Genomic DNA, 16,188 nt, shown 5'->3' with positions numbered 1-16,188 from the left:
CGATATTGGCCCCGATTCACCCTAACTTACGACAATCATTTTTCCCGAACTACTTCATTTACCTGATTAATTGTTCCGCTTTTGGCAAAATTTGTGCGCCGGATCGCGCGGTGAGATCATAATTGTAAATATCTGTACGATACTGAGTCCGCCCGTCTTCACCCACGAACGCCGTCAGATAATAAAGATTGACCGGAATATTGTGTCGGATATTGACATAGCGCGTATCCCCCTGCTTCAGGGCGTCAGAAATACGCGTATCGTTCCAGCCCGCATCCTGCAACAGCATGTTGGCCAGCTCCGAGGCTTTGTTCACGCGCACACAGCCAGAACTCAGCGCGCGGGTATCTTTCTGGAACAGATTATGGTTCGGCGTATCGTGCAGATAAATCGCATCTGAGCTCGGCATATTGAATTTGTAACGTCCCAGCGAGTTATGCGCACCGGGCGCCTGCTGGAAGCGGAAAGGCAGGTTCGATGCGGTAATCGTCGACCAGTCGACCATATACGGATCGATCGCCTCTTTACTGTTCCAGCCGCGCATCACCGTATAGCCGTGACGTTCCAGATAACCCGGATCGTTCCAGACCTTAGGCAGAATATCCTTCCGCGCCAGCGTCGGCGGCACGTTCCACGGCGGATTCACCACCACGTTATTTAACGCGCTGCTCATCATCGGCGTTTTACGGTCCGGACGTCCGACAATCACGCGCGATGCCAGTTTTTCACTGCCGTCCTGATAATAGACCAGAGAATAGGCCGGGATATTCACCATAATGCCGGTGGACAGCGTGCCCGGCAGCAAGCGCAAACGCTGGATGTTGAGCGCCAGCACCCCTGCCCGCTGCGCAGGTGATACGTTCAGCCAGTCTCGTGTTGACGGGCCAATGACGCCATCGGCTCCCAGCCCCTGAGCGGCCTGGAATTGTTTCACCGCCGCCACCAGCTCACGATCGTAGGCCGCTGGTTTATTACTCAGGGCAGTGGCCTTGTTCTCTTTTACGGGCGCTGACGGGCTGACCACCACGCTTTGTGGATCGTCGCCAGGCAGAGCAATCTTCGGCCCGCCATCCAGAATACCGGAGCGTTTCAGGATCTCGCGCAGGGCAGGCACATCGCTGCTCCACTGTCCAGGACGCAGCGTCGCGGTCCCCCGCATTTGCGGCCATGGACGCGAGTCCCCCACCAGCGCGAGAAGCGACTGGTGCATGGTGGCATACTGCGGATGCGCAGGCGCGAGGCTGGCAATGAAGCGCGGCAGGTCGCCGTTATCCAGCGCTAATTGCCACTGGTTAATCACCGACAGGGCTGGCGTCGCCAGCTTATAGGGCTTATCGCTGTATAACCAGCGGTTGCCATTGACCGGAATGCCCGCCACAAACTGCAGGTAACCCATCATGGCATCGGAAAGAACCACGTCCCGCGCCTGGCCGGTGACGGCAGGATCGGTTAACAGCTCAACCCACTTTGTAAACTGCGGCTGAAATCCCGCAATCGCCACTTCCGCCAGCTGCTGCTGGAAGGCGCGTACGGCATCGCGGTTTTCCCACATGGGTTTCATATCACGGGCAGCATAGAGCAGCGTGAGCTGATTGATATAGGCAGGCGTGTAGCCTGATGGCAGCCCTGACTGCAGCTGTTGAGCGATCGATTCGGCGTCGATACCTTCTGGCAGCGGCTTAATCCCGGCCATGATGGCCGTCGCCGGCGATTGCTCCAGCGGCTGGGATAGCGACGTTGGCTGCGCGCCTGTCGTTGCAGAGCTGTCAGTCGGCACAATTTCAGGCTCGTCGGCCTGGGCGGTTAACAGTGGAGCAAACATCACTGTCAGGCATAAACTTAGCGCGGACAGCTGACGACCACATTTTTTCTTAAGCAACATCCCTTGCCCCCTGTTTTCACGACATGCCCATCACGTTGGGGCTTTCTTTCATTATAGGTAGACGGCTACTCTGTTGCCTTACCTTATGTAAAGAAGTTTAAAGATAACGCAGCCCTAAGCACAAGTTAAGTTTAAAAAAAAGCGGCGCGAATGCGCCGCTTCTGATCAGCAGACGCTTCAGGAAGCGTCTGCTGTGGTTTCCGGCAATGACTCCGGCGGCTGCGGCGCGAAGCCACGCAGGCCTACAACATGAACGTGCTCGCTGTTCTGGAACACTTTACGCACCAGCTTATAGGTGGTCCCTTTTTCAGGGCTGATGTTTTCCGGCGCCGCGATGATGAGCTGCATATCGAGACGATCGCAAAGCTCAAACAGCGTGGCAATCGAGCGGGCATCAAGACGCGCTGCTTCATCGAGGAACAACAGTCGACATGGGGAGATGTCTTTGCCGCGCAGACGACGCGCTTCATCTTCCCAGCTCTGCACCACCATCACCAGAATCGACATCCCGGTACCGATCGCTTCCCCGGTCGAAAGCGCCCCGGATTCCGCACGCAGCCAGCCGTCAGAACCACGGTTAACCTCAACTTCCATTTCCAGGTAGTTACGGTAATCCAGAAGCTCTTCACCGATGGTTTGCGGCGTACGCTGACCCATATCAATCTGCGGGTTCAGGCGCTGATAGAGCTTCGCCAGCGCTTCGGAGAAGGTCAGACGGTTGCTGTTGAACAGATCCTGGTGCTGTTCGTGCTGCTCAGACAATACGTCCAGCAGCGTGGCATGGGCCTCACGCACGTTGACGTTGAGACGCACGCTGTTCACCTGGCCAAACGACACGCTCTGCAGGCCCTGGTTCAGCTGGCGAATACGGTTCTGTTCGCGCTGAATGGTTTTGCGAATGATGTTCGCCACGCTGCGGGAGCTGATAGCCAGCTTCTGCTCGCGGGAGGTCAGCTCTTCCGTCAGGCGGCCCAGCTCGATTTCCATCTGTTCAATGGCTTCAACCGGATCGTCGGTACGGATGATATCCTGACGGATACGCTCGCGCAGGTGCTGGTAAACGGCCACGAAGAACTGAATTTTACGTTCAGGACGCTTCGGATCCTCTGACATGCGTAATACATCGCGCAGATGTTCGTTATCCGCCACCGCCAGACGCAGCGCACCCAGCGCCTTATCCGACATGGAACGCAGCTCATCGGCAGAAAGGTACGCCAGTTCGCGGCGGTGCAGACGACGTTCAACGTTGTTGTCTTTCACCATGCGCATCACCGCGCACCAGCCCGCTTTCGCCGTCACGACCTGCTCACGCATTTCATGATAGTCGCGTTCCAGCTTGCGCAGGCGACGAGTCAGGTTATCCATTTCCGCTTCGCAGAAGGTCAGCGCTTTTTCCAGCTGGTTACGACGCGCACGGTTGTTGCTGAGCTGAGCATGCAGTTCGTCACGACGGATGCGCGCACGCTCTTCCGCCCCGCTGTCGGCACGGACGCCGATGTCCTGAAGCTCTTTCTGCAGATCGTTTAACAGCTCTTTCTTGGTATCGAAGGAGCTTTTCAGCGAGGCCAGCACCTGGTTGTACTGGTTCAACTGAGCCGAGTGGCTGCGCATCACTTCGCGGGCGCGAGTACGTTCCGCTTCCGCCTGCTCAAGGCGCTGACGCAGTTTTTCGTTCAGGTCGCTGTTACCGCTCAGCATTTCAGCTGAATCAGAGTAGCCAAAGTGCGCACGACGCTGCACGACTTCCGTCAGGGCAAACGCCTGCTGACGCGCTTCGCGCTGCACCTGCTGCGACCAGGCATAATCTTCTTTTAACTGCTCGAACTGTTCCGGATCGCTCTGCAGTACAGACACTACGGGTTCAAGCTTCGCCAGCTGATTACCGTGCTGCTGCACGAAACGCGCGGCTTCCTGTGCTTCATCCAGACGTTCCTGGATCTCATCAACGCGGTCGGCCAGCGTGTCATCCGCCAGCAGGTTCAGGCGCGGCAGGATGCGGTTAAGGGCAGAGACGCCCTCTTTCGCCTGTTCGAACTGGACGCGGCTCTGCTGGTTGTCACTTTCATGGCTGGCGATGGCACGTTCCAGCTCGCCACGGCGAGTATTGAGCTTGCGGATTTCCGCTTCCGGGTCAGCTTCAAACGCCACGCCCAGATGGCTGCCGATAAAGCGGCTGAACGCCTGGTGCAGACGCTGGGTTTTCTGTACGTCAAACGACAGGGTCGCGAAACGTTCAGACAGCGTTTCACGCTCAGCGTGCAGGCTTTCGATGCGGCTTTCGCGCGCGGCGCGGCCAAACAGCGGCAGCTCCGGGAAGCGAGAATAACGCCACTGACGGTCGGCGATTTTCACCACTACCGCTTTTTCCAGCTCGTCAACGCTGAAGACGCTGTCATCGAACGACTGCGGATCCCCTTCGATCAGGTAGAGATCTTCCGGGCAATCTTCCAGCCCTGCGAGCTGCTCAGAAATGAGCGACAGATCCGGCACCACAATCGCGTTACGCGACGGACCATACAGCGCGGAGAAGTATGGCGCATCGTCCAGGCCGACGTCGTCGTAAATCTCGGACAGCAGCACGCCGCCAAAACGCTCGGCTAGCGCATTCAGGCGCGGATCTTCTGACCCGCCCGGCTGGCTTAAGCGCTCGATTTCTTCGTCGACTTCGCGCTTGCGGGCACCGACTTCGTCACGCTCAACAATCGCTTCGCGTTCGCGCTCCAGCAGCTGTTGCAGGTATTCGGTCACTTCCTGACTGGATTCAAACTGCTCGCCGCACTGTTCGCTGAGCTGATTCAGGCTGCTTTGCGCTGCCAGCCAGACCGGCGCACGCTGCAGGAGTGCCTTCGAACGGGACTGAAGCTGCTCCAGCTCCTGACGCAGCGTCATTCGTTGCTCGCTGGCGTTTGATACGGTATCGGACAGGGCCGCAATACGCGCTTCCAGCTCCTGATGCAGGGCCTCAAGCTCGTCGAAATCGTAATGCTTACCCTGGCGCTTACAGAACTCGGCCAGCAGACGCTCGGCTTCCTGCTGCTCGCGCAGACGCTGTTCAAGCTCGTTCAGGCGCATACGCAGCGGCTGCACCTGCTCGGCCAGATGGCGCTGGTTGACACCGTCGCGCAGCAGTTCACGGGCAACGTCCCAGGCTTCGTTGCGCGCCAGCGGACCGTTAATCGCAACGACTAATTGATAAGCCTGCTCAAACTGGCTGTGCGCCGTTTGCGCGACGCTCATTTTCTGTTCAAGCGAGAGCAGTTTCTCGGTGGCTTCCTGCTCTTTGGCCTGGAAGGTATCCAGCCACTCGTCGGCGCTGTCCGGCGTCAGATCCGGCAGATGGCACAGCTCTTTCGCACGCTGTAACGCCTGCAGCGCCTGGTTGTACTGAATCGCACGCGTCTGCTGTACGTCCAGCGCCTGCTGGTAGTCCGCAAGCTGGCTTTTCAGCTCGTCCACTTCCAGCTCTGCGGCTTCGGCGCGGGCTTCATTCTCTTCCTGCATCTCAGCGGCTTCGGCCACCACTTCATTTTGCTCTTCGAGACGAATCTGCAGCTCATCGAGATCCGCTTCGTAGCGTTCGATCTTTTCCTGCTGGCGCAGCGCGGTCTGCACCAGGTTCAGGTGATCGCTGGCAGCCTGGTAATCGGCTTCCAGATCGCCTTCGGCACCGTTGTGCTCGCCCAGCTCGCGCGCCATTTCGACGTGCTTGTACTGCTCAGCCACCAGCTGTTTACGGGAGGTAAACAGCTCGCGGCGGTATTCTAATGCCTGATCGAGATGCACGCGGCGCTCGTTGGCGTGACGCATATAGTCCGCCGCCACGTAGTTGGTCGCTTCGCTGATCAGGTGTTTAAACAGGTCGCGGTCAGACTGCGTTACGCGAATGGCTTCCAGTGTCATGCGGTTTTCACGCAGCGCCGCTTCCATGTCCTGGAAGGCCTTACGCACGCCGCTGTTTTCCGGCAGCAGGTAATCGCGCAGAGAGCGGGTAATGGCGCTGGAGATACCGCCGTACAGGGACGCTTCGATCAGGCGGTAGTATTTGCTACGGTCTGATGCCGTGCGCAGACGGCGCGCCACCACGCCCAGATCGAACATCAGGGAGTGGTAGTCGGTAATCGAGTTGAACTGCTTGAACTGCACGCCCTCAATGGCTTCGAGCTTGTCTTTCAGCTCCTGCAGCGTCAGCACGCGCGCCTGGCGTTCGTTAAGGGTTTCCGTCAGCAGCGCGGTCGGCTGCACGGAGGTTGGCAGCCCCTGAATGGCGAACGGTTTGATATCCACTTTACGGTCGCGACCGGCGACCTGCTGCAGGCGCACACCCACCACCACGCGCTGGTGGCGGGAGTTGATGACGTCCAGCACGGAATAACAGACGCCCGCTTTCAGCTTACCGTGCAGGCCTTTATCACGGGAGCCGCTTGTGGCACCCGCTTCGGTGGTGTTACGGAAGTGAAGCAGCGTCAGATCGGGGATCAGCGCCGTAACAAACGCCGCCATGGTGGTGGATTTACCCGCACCGTTACCGCCGGAGAGCGTCGTGACCAGCTCATCCAGATCGAAAGTACGGGCAAAGAAGCCGTTCCAGTTAATCAGCGTCAGTGAGCGAAATTTACCGCGTTCAATCATTACTCTTCCTCCCCGCTATCCGGCAGATTTTCTTCATGCTCGTCATTGAGCTGCAAATGGTTTTCCACCGGCATCGCTTCACCGTCGCGGATCATGCGAAGCTGCGCTTCACGCGCGTCATCGCCCGCACGCACATCGGCGCCGAAGCGGAAGACCGATTCCGTAATGCGGAATTTGCTGCTGTCATGGCCCATAAACCAGACCATCCCCAGACGACGCAGACGGTTCAGAGAAGAGCGAACCTTTTCCTGTAATTTCTGACGGTCAAGATCCGACCCCGTCGAGCGGTTGTTCACCAGCTTAAGCAGCTTGCTCTCATCGGCCAGCGTCAGCAGTTCATCGTACAGCTCCTGCTGGGTGAAGATGCCTTCATTCGCCAGACGCTCGGGGCTGAGATAGAGATAACAAAGTATTTTGCCAACCATCATATCCAGCTCGGAGAGCACGGAGCGCGGGATCAGCGTCGTGGAGCGCGGGCGCAGATAGAAAAAACCTTCCGGCGCGCGGATAAGCTCCACGTTGTAGCGGGCGTAAAACTCTTCCAGGTACTCCTGGAAGTCCATCAAAAAGGCGTGATTATCCAGCTCGTCCAGGCCAATGTGACGACCGGCACGCAGCTGGCTGTCCAGCGCCGGAAATAACGGATTCGCCAGCGCCTGTGCCAGCTTAACTGGCATCACTTGTTCAATATTTGTCAATGACATGCGCCTGTACCTTGGCTCCGTAATCGTTAATTGGCTGCCACTTCGGCGGCAGTCCGGTGAAATCAGCTTGCGCGATACCCAGGCGCACCGCCTGGTCTACCACAATGCGGGCAACGTCGAAGTGGCGCGCGCGAGGATATTGCGCCAGATAGTCGCGCACCACGAGCCCAAGATCCAGCGGCGCTTGTCTGGTTTTGTAGACAGCGAGCTGTTCTTCGATCATGGCCGCAAGTTGCTCACGAATTTCGTTGAACTCTTCGTACTCCAGATCCGGCGGCAGTTCACCGGTCACCTCTTCATCGCGCAGCGCCATCTCTTCGTCGCGCATATCCAGCAGACGATCGGCATTGGCGTAGGTCAGCGCCCACGGCGCATCGAAGTAGGTCTGTACCGACTGACGCAGACGCTGGGCAAAGACGCGGTTTTTATCCATATCAATCGCGGTACGGATAAATTTATGCACGTGGCGATCGTAGCCGATCCACAGGTCGATCGATTGCTGGCCCCAGCTGATAATACGGTCGAGTTTGCTCTGCAGGTCGAACACCAGACGGTCGATAAAATGCAGATCGTCATGTGCCAGCGTCGCGTCCTGGATGCGCAGCAGGTTGGCCTGCAGCTTGTCCCCTGCGGCTTCCAGCGTATCCTGGAGTTCGCGCAGCGTGCCGGATGTTTCTGACAGCAGAAGTTCACAGCTGGAGATGGCCGCCCGCCAGTCTTTGTTCAGCAGCTGCGCGATATCGTCTTTCACCTGCTGCTGCTGTTCATCCATCAGACGCTGGGTCAGATCGATGCTGTCGAAAATCTCTGCCACCGAGTACTTCAGCGGCGCGTAGACGTTACGGTGCCAGTGAAATTCGTCACCGTTTTCATCCGCGGCATCGGCGGCACGCTTAAGCTCACCCGCCACGATCGAGAGCTGCATGGAGAGACGCAGCGTGGAAAATTCGCGCTGGCGAATATAGTAATCGGTGATGCCGATGCCCAGCGGCGTCAGGCGATAGATAGCGTTTCCTTCCGCCTGCTCGCTGGTAAAGCGGTTCAGCAGACGTTGACGCACCATATCGTTAATTGCGTTATTGGCACGCACGCTAATGGTTTCGCTGGTTTGCTCAAACGCATCACTGACGTGGCGGAACGCATCCACCAGTTCACCCTCGCTCATTTCACCATCCAGCCGTTCGCCGTTCAGCGTGGCAACCGCCAGCAGGAAAGAGAGTCTGTCTACCGGCAGCGAGATGGAGAAATCGTTTTTCCTGGCCCAGGCAACCAGTTCGGGGACTGTCTGGGAAAATTCACTCATAGGTTATCCTTGCATCTGCGGCTTGTGCGCGGTGACGTGAATATAGCGGCCAAGGCTGACAAAAGGCTCCTGACGGCAATACCGCGTTTCTAATTCTGTTAGGGTGTCAAAACAGTCACGCTGTTTGTGTTTTTCACGCAGATAATCATGAAACACCCTGACGCCCGTCTTCCCGACGATCTGCCAGCCAATCGCTTCCAGCCAGCCATAAACCTGCTGCGGATCGCGCGGATAGTCCGGGGAAAGCGTGCGCTTTTTCTTTTTGGGCATCCCGACCTGAACATAGTCGAAGTTTCCTGCCACCATGTTGTGCATCAGGAAGCCGTTAGCATTGTAGAACATCAGCGACAGCGTACCGCCCGGGCGTAACATCGACCACAGGGTTTGTAACACGCTTAGCGGATCGGCAACCCACTCCAGCACCGCATGAAACAATATCAGATCAACCTGGGTTTCCAAATGCTGCGCGATGTCCTGAGCGGCGCATTGTATAAAATGCATGTTGTCGCTCACACCTTTCTCTTCTGCAGCACGCGTCGCGCGGGCGACCATTTCCGCTGAAAGATCGCAAAGCGTGACGTGATGACCAAGCCCGGCCATTTTTATTGCCGTCTGCCCTTCACCGCCTCCGGCGTCCAGCACGCGCAACGTTTGGCCGCCAAAGGTCGCCAGAATGGTGTCCAGATCCTGCCAGAGGATCGTCTGGCGGAGCTGCCCTTTCGTGGTGCCATAAATGTTGCGCGAAAACTTTTCCGCGATGTCATCAAAATTGCGATCCCGCATTGGGAGAGTTCCACTCGCTAACTGCAAAACCGCTATTTTGTCACACCCGCGCGGAGAATGAACCTCTCTGGTGTAATATCACCGGTAATCACCTGCTGTATGGTCAAAAAAGGAACCAAAAAGGATGCTTTTTACCCTTAAGAAATACATTGGAGGGATGATGCTTCCCCTTCCGCTGCTGCTTATCATCATCGCGCTGGGGCTGGCACTGGTGTGGTTTAGTCGCTTTCAGAAAAGTGGCAAAACGCTTATCACGTTCGGCTGGCTTGTCCTGCTGCTGCTGAGCCTGCAACCCGTGGCAGATGGACTGCTACGCCCGATCGAAAACAGGTACCCGACATGGCAGGGAAACCAGAAAGTTGAGTACATTGTGGTGCTGGGCGGCGGATATACCTGGGATCCTGACTGGGCTCCCAGCTCGAACCTGATCAACAACAGCCTGCCACGGCTAAACGAAGGCATTCGCCTGTGGCTCGCGAACCCGGGATCAAAAATGATCTTCACCGGCGCGGCGGCAAAAACCAACCCGGTGAGTACGGCTGAAGCGGGGGCCAGAGTCGCGGAATCGCTCGGCGTGCCGCGTTCCTCGATTATCACCCTGGACAGCCCAAAAGATACCGAAGAAGAGGCTGCCGCAGTGAAGCAGGCGATTGGCGATGTCCCGTTCTTACTGGTGACCTCCGCCTCGCACCTGCCACGCGCGATGATTTTCTTCGAGAAGCAGGGTCTGCACCCGCTTCCCGCACCGGCAAACCAGATGGCCATCAGCGCGCCGCTCAACCCCTGGGAGCGGGTGATCCCCTCCCCGATGTGGTTGATGCATAGCGATCGCGTCGGCTACGAGACGCTCGGACGCCTCTGGCAGTGGTTGAAAGGATCGTCAGGCGAGCCAGGGCAAGAGTGATTTAGCCGCCAGATCGAAGTTGGCGCGATTGAAACGTCCGGTGTTAACCAGTTGCGCCACTTCGTCCCAGAGCAGATAAAGCCAGCGCCGCCAGAGAAATGCCTCAGCAACGGGTGCGCGTTGAAGGTAGTGCCACAGTAAACCTTCCGCCGCCCCGCTGTCGCTGAGCCTGAACAGCTCATATTCGCGCGGAGCCCAGAGCATGATCCCCGGCCCCACCATCGCCAGAAGCTGATCGCTGCGGGAGTCTTTCAGCATGCTGCGGAGGGTAAAATTACCGTGGATCAGCACGCAGTTGTCATTAAAGCCTTCGAACAGCGCCGGTAAGCACTCGCGGGTGCGAAACAGAATACGCTTATCCTGCATGGTCAAACCGGTGTTATTGAACTGGTTAAGCGTTCCCCACAGCACTTCAACCCGCTGGCGATACCACAGCGGCCACAGGTTTTCCTGGGTACTGTCCACCGGGCCAACAAGTCCACGGCTATCCTGACGGTGCCAGGCCAGCAGCGCCTCAACAATCTGGTCTTTCAGCTGCTCCCAGCGTTCCGGCGTACGCGCGGGCGCTTCAACGGGCACACCGCGTAAACGCTCAATCAGCAGTACATCCGGGCCGGGGTGTTCCTCATGCGTCATCACGCCGTACACGGTCGGCATACGGACGGTCCCTTCCCGTGCCAGCATCGACATTTTCCAGGCGAGCTGCCTGGCAACGCCCGGCGACGAGAAACTTCGAGCCATCAGCGGCATCGGGTTGCCCTGGCTGTCATACAACGACCAGAGCGCGGTATCAGCCTTTTCACTCACGCATTCGACCCGGCTTAATTTCTCACCCAGCAGATGGCTAAGTTCGGCACGCAGCTGTTCCATATGAGATTACCCCCATCAAGACTACTGCTTTTATAATGAGCGCCCGGAGTGCAGATGTCACCCGGAAGAGATCAATTAGGGTAAAGAAAGGCAAAAATAACGGGGGAGAGAACATCCCTCCAGAAGGAGGGATGCAGGCGGTATTAGCGCAACTCGGCGCGAACGCGCTCAAGATCTTCCAGTGTGTCAACGCCCGTACCGGGCACCTGGCTGGCAACGGCAACGTGAATTTTCTCGCCATACCAGAGCACGCGAAGCTGCTCCAGCATTTCGATATGCTCCAGCGGGCTCGGCGCCCAGGTAACATACCTGCGAATAAAGCCGGCGCGATAGCCGTAAATCCCAATATGACGCAGGAAGGAATCGCCGATGGTCTCTTTAGAGAGCGCAAAGCGATCGCGATCCCAGGGAATCGTAGCCCGGGAGAAATAAAGCGCATAGCCTTCGGCATCCATCACCACCTTCACCGCATTCGGATTGAATGCCTCTTCAGCGTGGTGAATAGGCACTGCGAGCGTCGCCATACCAACCTGACGCTGCGCCAGGTTTTCTGCCACCTGACGGATAATCACCGCCGGGATCATCGGCTCGTCGCCCTGCACGTTTACGATGACCGTATCGTCACTGAAACCACATTTCTCAACCACTTCCGCCAGACGCTCGGTGCCGGACTGGTGATCGGCGCGGGTCATGCATACTTCACCGCCTGCCGCCTCAACCGCACGGGCGACGTCAGGATGATCGGTAGCAACAATCACGCGATCGGCACCGGATTCACGCGCACGCTCAAGAACATGGACAATCATCGGCTTGCCGTTGATATCCACCAGCGGTTTACCCGGCAGACGGGTTGAGGCGTAACGCGCAGGAATAATGACAACAAAACTCATGGTTTGCTCTCTTCTGCCACCAGGGAGCGGGCTTCATTTTCCAGCAGTACCGGAATGCCGTCACGCAGCGGGAAAGCCAGGCTGTCCAGCTTGCAGATCAGCTCCTGTTTGTCCTGGCTGTAGTAGAGTTTGCCGTTGCATACCGGGCAGGCAATAATTTCAAGTAAACGGTGATCCATAGTTCCTCCGTATGGGTAATCGTTAAAGCTTAACACATTCCCTTTTCAGGGCGTGCCTGTTTCCCAGCCACTTCGACAGGTTGTAAACAGTCCGTCAGGTACCCGGCCAAGCGTCACGTCGCGAGCCCCTTGCCAGCGCGCGAACTCGCTCATGGCGGACGTCAACCCTTTTTCCAGGCTCGCCGTCACCCTGACGCCCTCTTCCAGATAAAGCGCAATGATTTCCAGCGTGCCGGTCTTGCGATGCATTTTGGCGTCCATGCGCCCGACCAGTTGCCCCTTGTGCAGCAGCGGTAAGACAAAGTAGCCGTACTGCCGCTTTGGCGCCGGGGTATAACATTCCAGCCGGTAGCTAAAATCGAACAGCTGCTCAGCGCGTTTTCTGTCCCAGACGACCGGATCGAAAGGTGACAATACTGCGCTGTGGGTCGCCCGGAGTTTGCCCTCCAGAGCCTCGGGCAGCAGAGGGAGAAGATCCGCATGCAGCCACATTTCTCCCAGCGTTTCCACCATAACGGGAATAACTCGCTGTTCGCGCTGCCACACCTCCAGCAGAGGCTTCAGCGCAGGCTGACGGAGGCGATAATAGTCTGCCAGCCATTGTGGACGGAAAATGCCCAGGCTGCGGGCGCTGTTTTCCAGCATGATGGCCTCGGCCGCCTCCTGGGTAAGCAGATCCCGCTCGTCGTCCCAGTGGGGCATCACGCGATGCGTCAGGTCGTAGACGCGCTGAAAATTACGCCGCTCAATCACCATGACTTTGCCTGACGTGAACAACCCTTCAAGATGACGCTTGTGCGGCTTCCATTCCCACCAGCCGCTTGTGCCTTTGCGCGGATGTTCAAAATCGGCGGAGCGAACGGGGCCGTTTTCCCGAATATGGCTGATAAGCTGCTCTATTTCGGCCTCATGTTCCTCCATCCACGCTTGCCGGTATTTCCAGCCCATCTTTTCCGGTGCAAGCATACGGTGGCGGACCAGGGCAAAATCGCTGCGGGGCAGGAAGCAGGCTTCGTGCGCCCAGTACTCCATAAGCTCCCCTTTGCAGAGCGCCTCATCCAGCCACTGTGAGGGATAACTTCCCAGACGGCTAAAGAGCACCAGATAAGGGCTACGGGCCACTATGTTAATGGTGTCGATTTGAAGCAGCGACATGCGCTGGACGGTAGAGAGGATATCGGCAGGCTGCGCGCGGCGGCGGGGCTTTTTGAGCAGCCCCTGCGCGGCAAGATGTAAATTACGTGCGGCTGAAAGCGAGAGTTGCGGTAAAGACATGCGTTTTCCTGTCAGTCAAAGCGCCACCAGAACCGCGTAAGCCTCTACTGCACCAACGCAATCAGTTCCTTGAGCAATTGTTCCGGCTGTTCGCCGCTGAGTTCAGCGTCAACCGGCAGATACCACCAGTTATCTTTCGCAAAGGCACGGCATTTAACCGCATCTTTTTCGGTCATGATCAGCGACTGCCCGGATGCGGTCAGGGCGTCTACCTGCCCTGCCACCAGCGCCTGATGGTCAGCCAGCGGAACGCGTTTTTCAAGCCGGGCACCACATTGCTCCAGCGTCGCGAAGAAGCGCGGCGGATGACCAATCCCCGCCATCGCCACCAGTGAAGGCAGCTCAGCAACCGACCGGCGTTCCCCCGTCACCAGGTTGATCGCCAGACCCGGCTGCAGGCGCATGGGGATTTCACCCGCTTTTGCCTCACCGCCGTTAACAATCACCGCATCAACAGATTTCAGACGCGAAGCACGTTCGCGCATGGGGCCGGCGGGCAACCACCAGCCGTTCCCGAAACGGCGAATGCCATCGATGACCACAATCTCTTTATCACGCGCCAGGGCGTAATGCTGCAGACCATCGTCAGTGATAATGATTTGCACCGCGTGTTCGGCAAGCAGTGCCTGAACGGCATCGCTGCGCACCGGTGAGACGGCAACCGGCGCGCCGGTACGCTGGAAAATCAATACCGGTTCATCACCGGCTTCGGCGGTCGAGGTTTCCGCCGTGAGCAGCAATGGATAATGCGCCGCTTTACCACCGTAACCACGCGACACCACGCCGGGGCGGATACCGCGCTTTTGCAGTTGCTCCACCAGCCAGATCACCACCGGCGTTTTGCCGTTGCCACCCGCAGTGAGGTTACCCACCACGACTACCGGAACCGGCGCGCGCCAGGCACGCCTGAGCCCCAGACGGTAAAGCAAACGAATGCAGCCGCTCACCAGGCCGTACAGCCAGGAGAGCGGCAAAAGCAGCAGCCACAGCGGAGATTCACCGGACCAGATGCGTGCAATCATTCGCCGAACTGCATTTTGTGAAGCTGGGCATAAACGCCGCGGTGTTCCAGCAGATCGGCATGGCTTCCGCGTTCAACAATGATGCCGTCCTCAACCACAACGATCTCATCTGCCTGCTCGATAGTGGACAGGCGGTGCGCAATCACCAGGGAGGTACGGTTCTTTTGCAGCTCATCCAGCGCCGACTGAATGGCACGTTCAGATTCCGTATCCAGCGCAGAGGTTGCTTCGTCCAGGATTAAAATCGGGCTATCGCGCAGCAGCGCGCGCGCAATGGCGATACGCTGGCGTTGACCACCGGAGAGCAGTACCCCGTTTTCACCGATGATCGTATCCAGACCGTTATCCATCTTGTTGATAAAGTCCATTGCATACGCCATACGCGCGGCGTTCTCAATCTGCTCACGGCTGTACTCGTCAGTGCGCGCATAAGCAATGTTGTTGGCGACCGTATCGTTGAACAGATGTACGTTCTGAGAAACCAGCGCCACCTGGTTACGCAGCGACTGCAGGGTGTACTCCCGCAGGTCGTGACCATCCAGCAGGATCTCACCTTCGTTAATATCATAGAAACGGGTGATCAGGCTGGCAATGGTCGACTTACCGGAGCCGGAACGGCCCACCAGCGCAACGGTTTTACCCGCCGGAATAGACAGGTTGATATTACGCAGCGCGGGGATTTCACGGCCAGGATAGGTGAAGGTCACGTTGCGGAACTCTACGTCGCCACGGGCACGCTCAATCTCGCGTGTACCTTCGTCTTTTTCCTGTTCGGAATCCAGAATGCTGAACAGCGTCTGACAGGCGGCCATCCCGCGCTGGAACTGGGCGTTCACGTTGGTCAGTGATTTCAGCGGACGCATCAGGGCAATCATCGAGGAGAAGACCACGGTGATGGTACCCGCCGTCAGCGTCTCCATCACGCTTGGGAAGCTTGCAGCATAGAGAACGAACGCCAGCGCCAGGGATGCAATCAGCTGAATGATCGGGTCAGAGATGGAAGAGGCCGAGACCATTTTCATCCCCTGCAGACGCATTTTATTGCTGACCTTATCAAAGCGTTTGGTTTCAACTTCCTGGCCACCGAAGATCAGCACTTCTTTATGCCCTTTCAGCATCTGCTCTGCGCTGGTCGTCACCTGCCCCATGGTGTTCTGCATATTCTTACTGATATTGCGGAAGCGCTTTGAGACGACGCGGATAGCAATAGAAACTATCGGTGCCAGAACGATAAGGATGATCGACAGCTGCCAGCTGTAGTAGAACATCATCGCGAACAGGCCGATGATCGACGCGCCCTCACGCACAACGGTAATCAGTGCGCTTGAGGACGAGGAGGCTACCTGCTCTGAGTCATAGGTAATACGAGACAGCAGCGTCCCGGTAGACTGCTTGTCAAAGAACGAGACCGGCATACCCATCATGTGGCTGAACAGACGACGGCGCATGGTCATAACCACTTTCCCTGAAACCCAGGAGATGCAGTAGCTGGAGATATAGCTGGTGATACCGCGTAAGATCATCAGACCGATAACCACCAGAGGCATCCATAGCAACACTGAGCGATCCGTTTTACCAAAACCGTCGTCCAGTAACGGTTTGAGGAGCGATAACATAAAAGTATCGCTGGCTGCGTTGAGGATTAACGCTACACCCGCCACGATCAAGCCTGCTTTAAAGGGTGCAATCATCGGCCAGAGTCGGCGGAAGGTTTGCCACGTGGAGAGATCTTTGTCGTTATGCATTC

The 16,188-nt window shown here is 57.4% G+C and carries 12 protein-coding genes; 1 reads left to right on the top strand and 11 read right to left on the bottom strand.

Annotation, left to right across the window (positions count from 1 at the left end; translation table 11 throughout):
* Positions 1-58 precede the first annotated feature (58 nt).
* The 5 genes from ldtD to cmoM form a co-directional block, all read right to left on the bottom strand.
* Positions 59-1,882, bottom strand: a complete 1,824-nt coding sequence (ldtD, locus tag ACWKXT_RS00635; RefSeq protein WP_454531418.1) for a L,D-transpeptidase — start codon at positions 1,880-1,882, stop codon at positions 59-61.
* A 177-nt stretch (positions 1,883-2,059) separates the two neighbouring features.
* Positions 2,060-6,511 (bottom strand): chromosome partition protein MukB, encoded by a 4,452-nt coding sequence (mukB, locus tag ACWKXT_RS00630; protein WP_454531417.1) that lies wholly within the window; start codon positions 6,509-6,511, stop codon positions 2,060-2,062.
* Positions 6,511-7,215 (bottom strand): chromosome partition protein MukE, encoded by a 705-nt coding sequence (mukE, locus tag ACWKXT_RS00625; RefSeq protein ID WP_008499954.1) that lies wholly within the window; start codon positions 7,213-7,215, stop codon positions 6,511-6,513. The genes mukB and mukE overlap by 1 nt, the downstream gene beginning before the upstream one ends.
* Positions 7,196-8,518 (bottom strand): chromosome partition protein MukF, encoded by a 1,323-nt coding sequence (gene mukF / locus ACWKXT_RS00620; RefSeq protein WP_041910621.1) that lies wholly within the window; start codon positions 8,516-8,518, stop codon positions 7,196-7,198. Before mukF ends, mukE begins: the two co-directional genes overlap by 20 nt.
* 3 nt (positions 8,519-8,521) lie before the next feature.
* Positions 8,522-9,301 carry a tRNA uridine 5-oxyacetic acid(34) methyltransferase CmoM gene (gene cmoM, locus ACWKXT_RS00615; protein WP_454528957.1) on the bottom strand — a complete coding sequence of 260 codons (780 nt, stop codon included), beginning with the start codon at positions 9,299-9,301 and terminating at the stop codon, positions 8,522-8,524.
* A gap of 124 nt (positions 9,302-9,425) precedes the next feature.
* Between cmoM and elyC the strand changes: the two genes are divergently transcribed.
* Positions 9,426-10,205 (top strand): envelope biogenesis factor ElyC, encoded by a 780-nt coding sequence (gene elyC, locus ACWKXT_RS00610; protein ID WP_454531416.1) that lies wholly within the window; start codon positions 9,426-9,428, stop codon positions 10,203-10,205.
* On the opposite strand, the gene ACWKXT_RS00605 is transcribed toward elyC, so the two are convergent.
* From ACWKXT_RS00605 to msbA, 6 genes are all read right to left on the bottom strand, one after another.
* Positions 10,182-11,075, bottom strand: a complete 894-nt coding sequence (locus tag ACWKXT_RS00605) for a YcbJ family phosphotransferase (protein ID WP_454528955.1) — start codon at positions 11,073-11,075, stop codon at positions 10,182-10,184. The genes elyC and ACWKXT_RS00605 overlap by 24 nt on opposite strands.
* A gap of 143 nt (positions 11,076-11,218) precedes the next feature.
* The gene (gene kdsB, locus ACWKXT_RS00600; protein WP_454528954.1) at positions 11,219-11,965 is read right to left on the bottom strand and encodes a 3-deoxy-manno-octulosonate cytidylyltransferase; all 747 of its coding nucleotides are present in this window, start codon (positions 11,963-11,965) and stop codon (positions 11,219-11,221) included.
* Positions 11,962-12,144 (bottom strand): protein YcaR, encoded by a 183-nt coding sequence (gene ycaR / locus ACWKXT_RS00595; RefSeq protein ID WP_006174474.1) that lies wholly within the window; start codon positions 12,142-12,144, stop codon positions 11,962-11,964. The genes kdsB and ycaR overlap by 4 nt, the downstream gene beginning before the upstream one ends.
* 45 nt (positions 12,145-12,189) lie before the next feature.
* Positions 12,190-13,419, bottom strand: coding sequence for a winged helix-turn-helix domain-containing protein (locus ACWKXT_RS00590; protein WP_454531415.1), 1,230 nt, complete (start codon positions 13,417-13,419; stop codon positions 12,190-12,192).
* A gap of 44 nt (positions 13,420-13,463) precedes the next feature.
* On the bottom strand, positions 13,464-14,441 hold the full coding sequence (gene lpxK / locus ACWKXT_RS00585; protein WP_454531414.1) for a tetraacyldisaccharide 4'-kinase: 978 nt from the start codon (positions 14,439-14,441) through the stop codon (positions 13,464-13,466).
* Positions 14,438-16,186 carry a lipid A ABC transporter ATP-binding protein/permease MsbA gene (msbA, locus tag ACWKXT_RS00580; RefSeq protein ID WP_080327695.1) on the bottom strand — a complete coding sequence of 583 codons (1,749 nt, stop codon included), beginning with the start codon at positions 16,184-16,186 and terminating at the stop codon, positions 14,438-14,440. Before msbA ends, lpxK begins: the two co-directional genes overlap by 4 nt.
* Positions 16,187-16,188: the final 2 nt, after the last annotated feature.

Source organism: Enterobacter sp. UPMP701 (genome assembly GCF_053709515.1).
Note: the sequence above shows the minus strand (reverse complement) of the source record. Positions and strands in the feature narration are given on the sequence as shown.

What these genes read in the sequence shown, in the direction of transcription:
- msbA (WP_080327695.1), bottom strand. Translation starts at nt 16,186, where the DNA reads ATGCATAACGACAAAGATCTCTCCACGTGGCAAACCTTCCGCCGACTC.
- lpxK (WP_454531414.1), bottom strand. Translation starts at nt 14,441, where the DNA reads ATGATTGCACGCATCTGGTCCGGTGAATCTCCGCTGTGGCTGCTGCTT.
- mukB (WP_454531417.1), bottom strand. Translation starts at nt 6,511, where the DNA reads ATGATTGAACGCGGTAAATTTCGCTCACTGACGCTGATTAACTGGAAC.
- mukF (WP_041910621.1), bottom strand. Translation starts at nt 8,518, where the DNA reads ATGAGTGAATTTTCCCAGACAGTCCCCGAACTGGTTGCCTGGGCCAGG.
- mukE (WP_008499954.1), bottom strand. Translation starts at nt 7,215, where the DNA reads ATGTCATTGACAAATATTGAACAAGTGATGCCAGTTAAGCTGGCACAG.
- ACWKXT_RS00590 (WP_454531415.1), bottom strand. Translation starts at nt 13,419, where the DNA reads ATGTCTTTACCGCAACTCTCGCTTTCAGCCGCACGTAATTTACATCTT.
- cmoM (WP_454528957.1), bottom strand. Translation starts at nt 9,301, where the DNA reads ATGCGGGATCGCAATTTTGATGACATCGCGGAAAAGTTTTCGCGCAAC.
- elyC (WP_454531416.1), top strand. Translation starts at nt 9,426, where the DNA reads ATGCTTTTTACCCTTAAGAAATACATTGGAGGGATGATGCTTCCCCTT.
- ACWKXT_RS00605 (WP_454528955.1), bottom strand. Translation starts at nt 11,075, where the DNA reads ATGGAACAGCTGCGTGCCGAACTTAGCCATCTGCTGGGTGAGAAATTA.
- kdsB (WP_454528954.1), bottom strand. Translation starts at nt 11,965, where the DNA reads ATGAGTTTTGTTGTCATTATTCCTGCGCGTTACGCCTCAACCCGTCTG.
- ldtD (WP_454531418.1), bottom strand. Translation starts at nt 1,882, where the DNA reads ATGTTGCTTAAGAAAAAATGTGGTCGTCAGCTGTCCGCGCTAAGTTTA.
- ycaR (WP_006174474.1), bottom strand. Translation starts at nt 12,144, where the DNA reads ATGGATCACCGTTTACTTGAAATTATTGCCTGCCCGGTATGCAACGGC.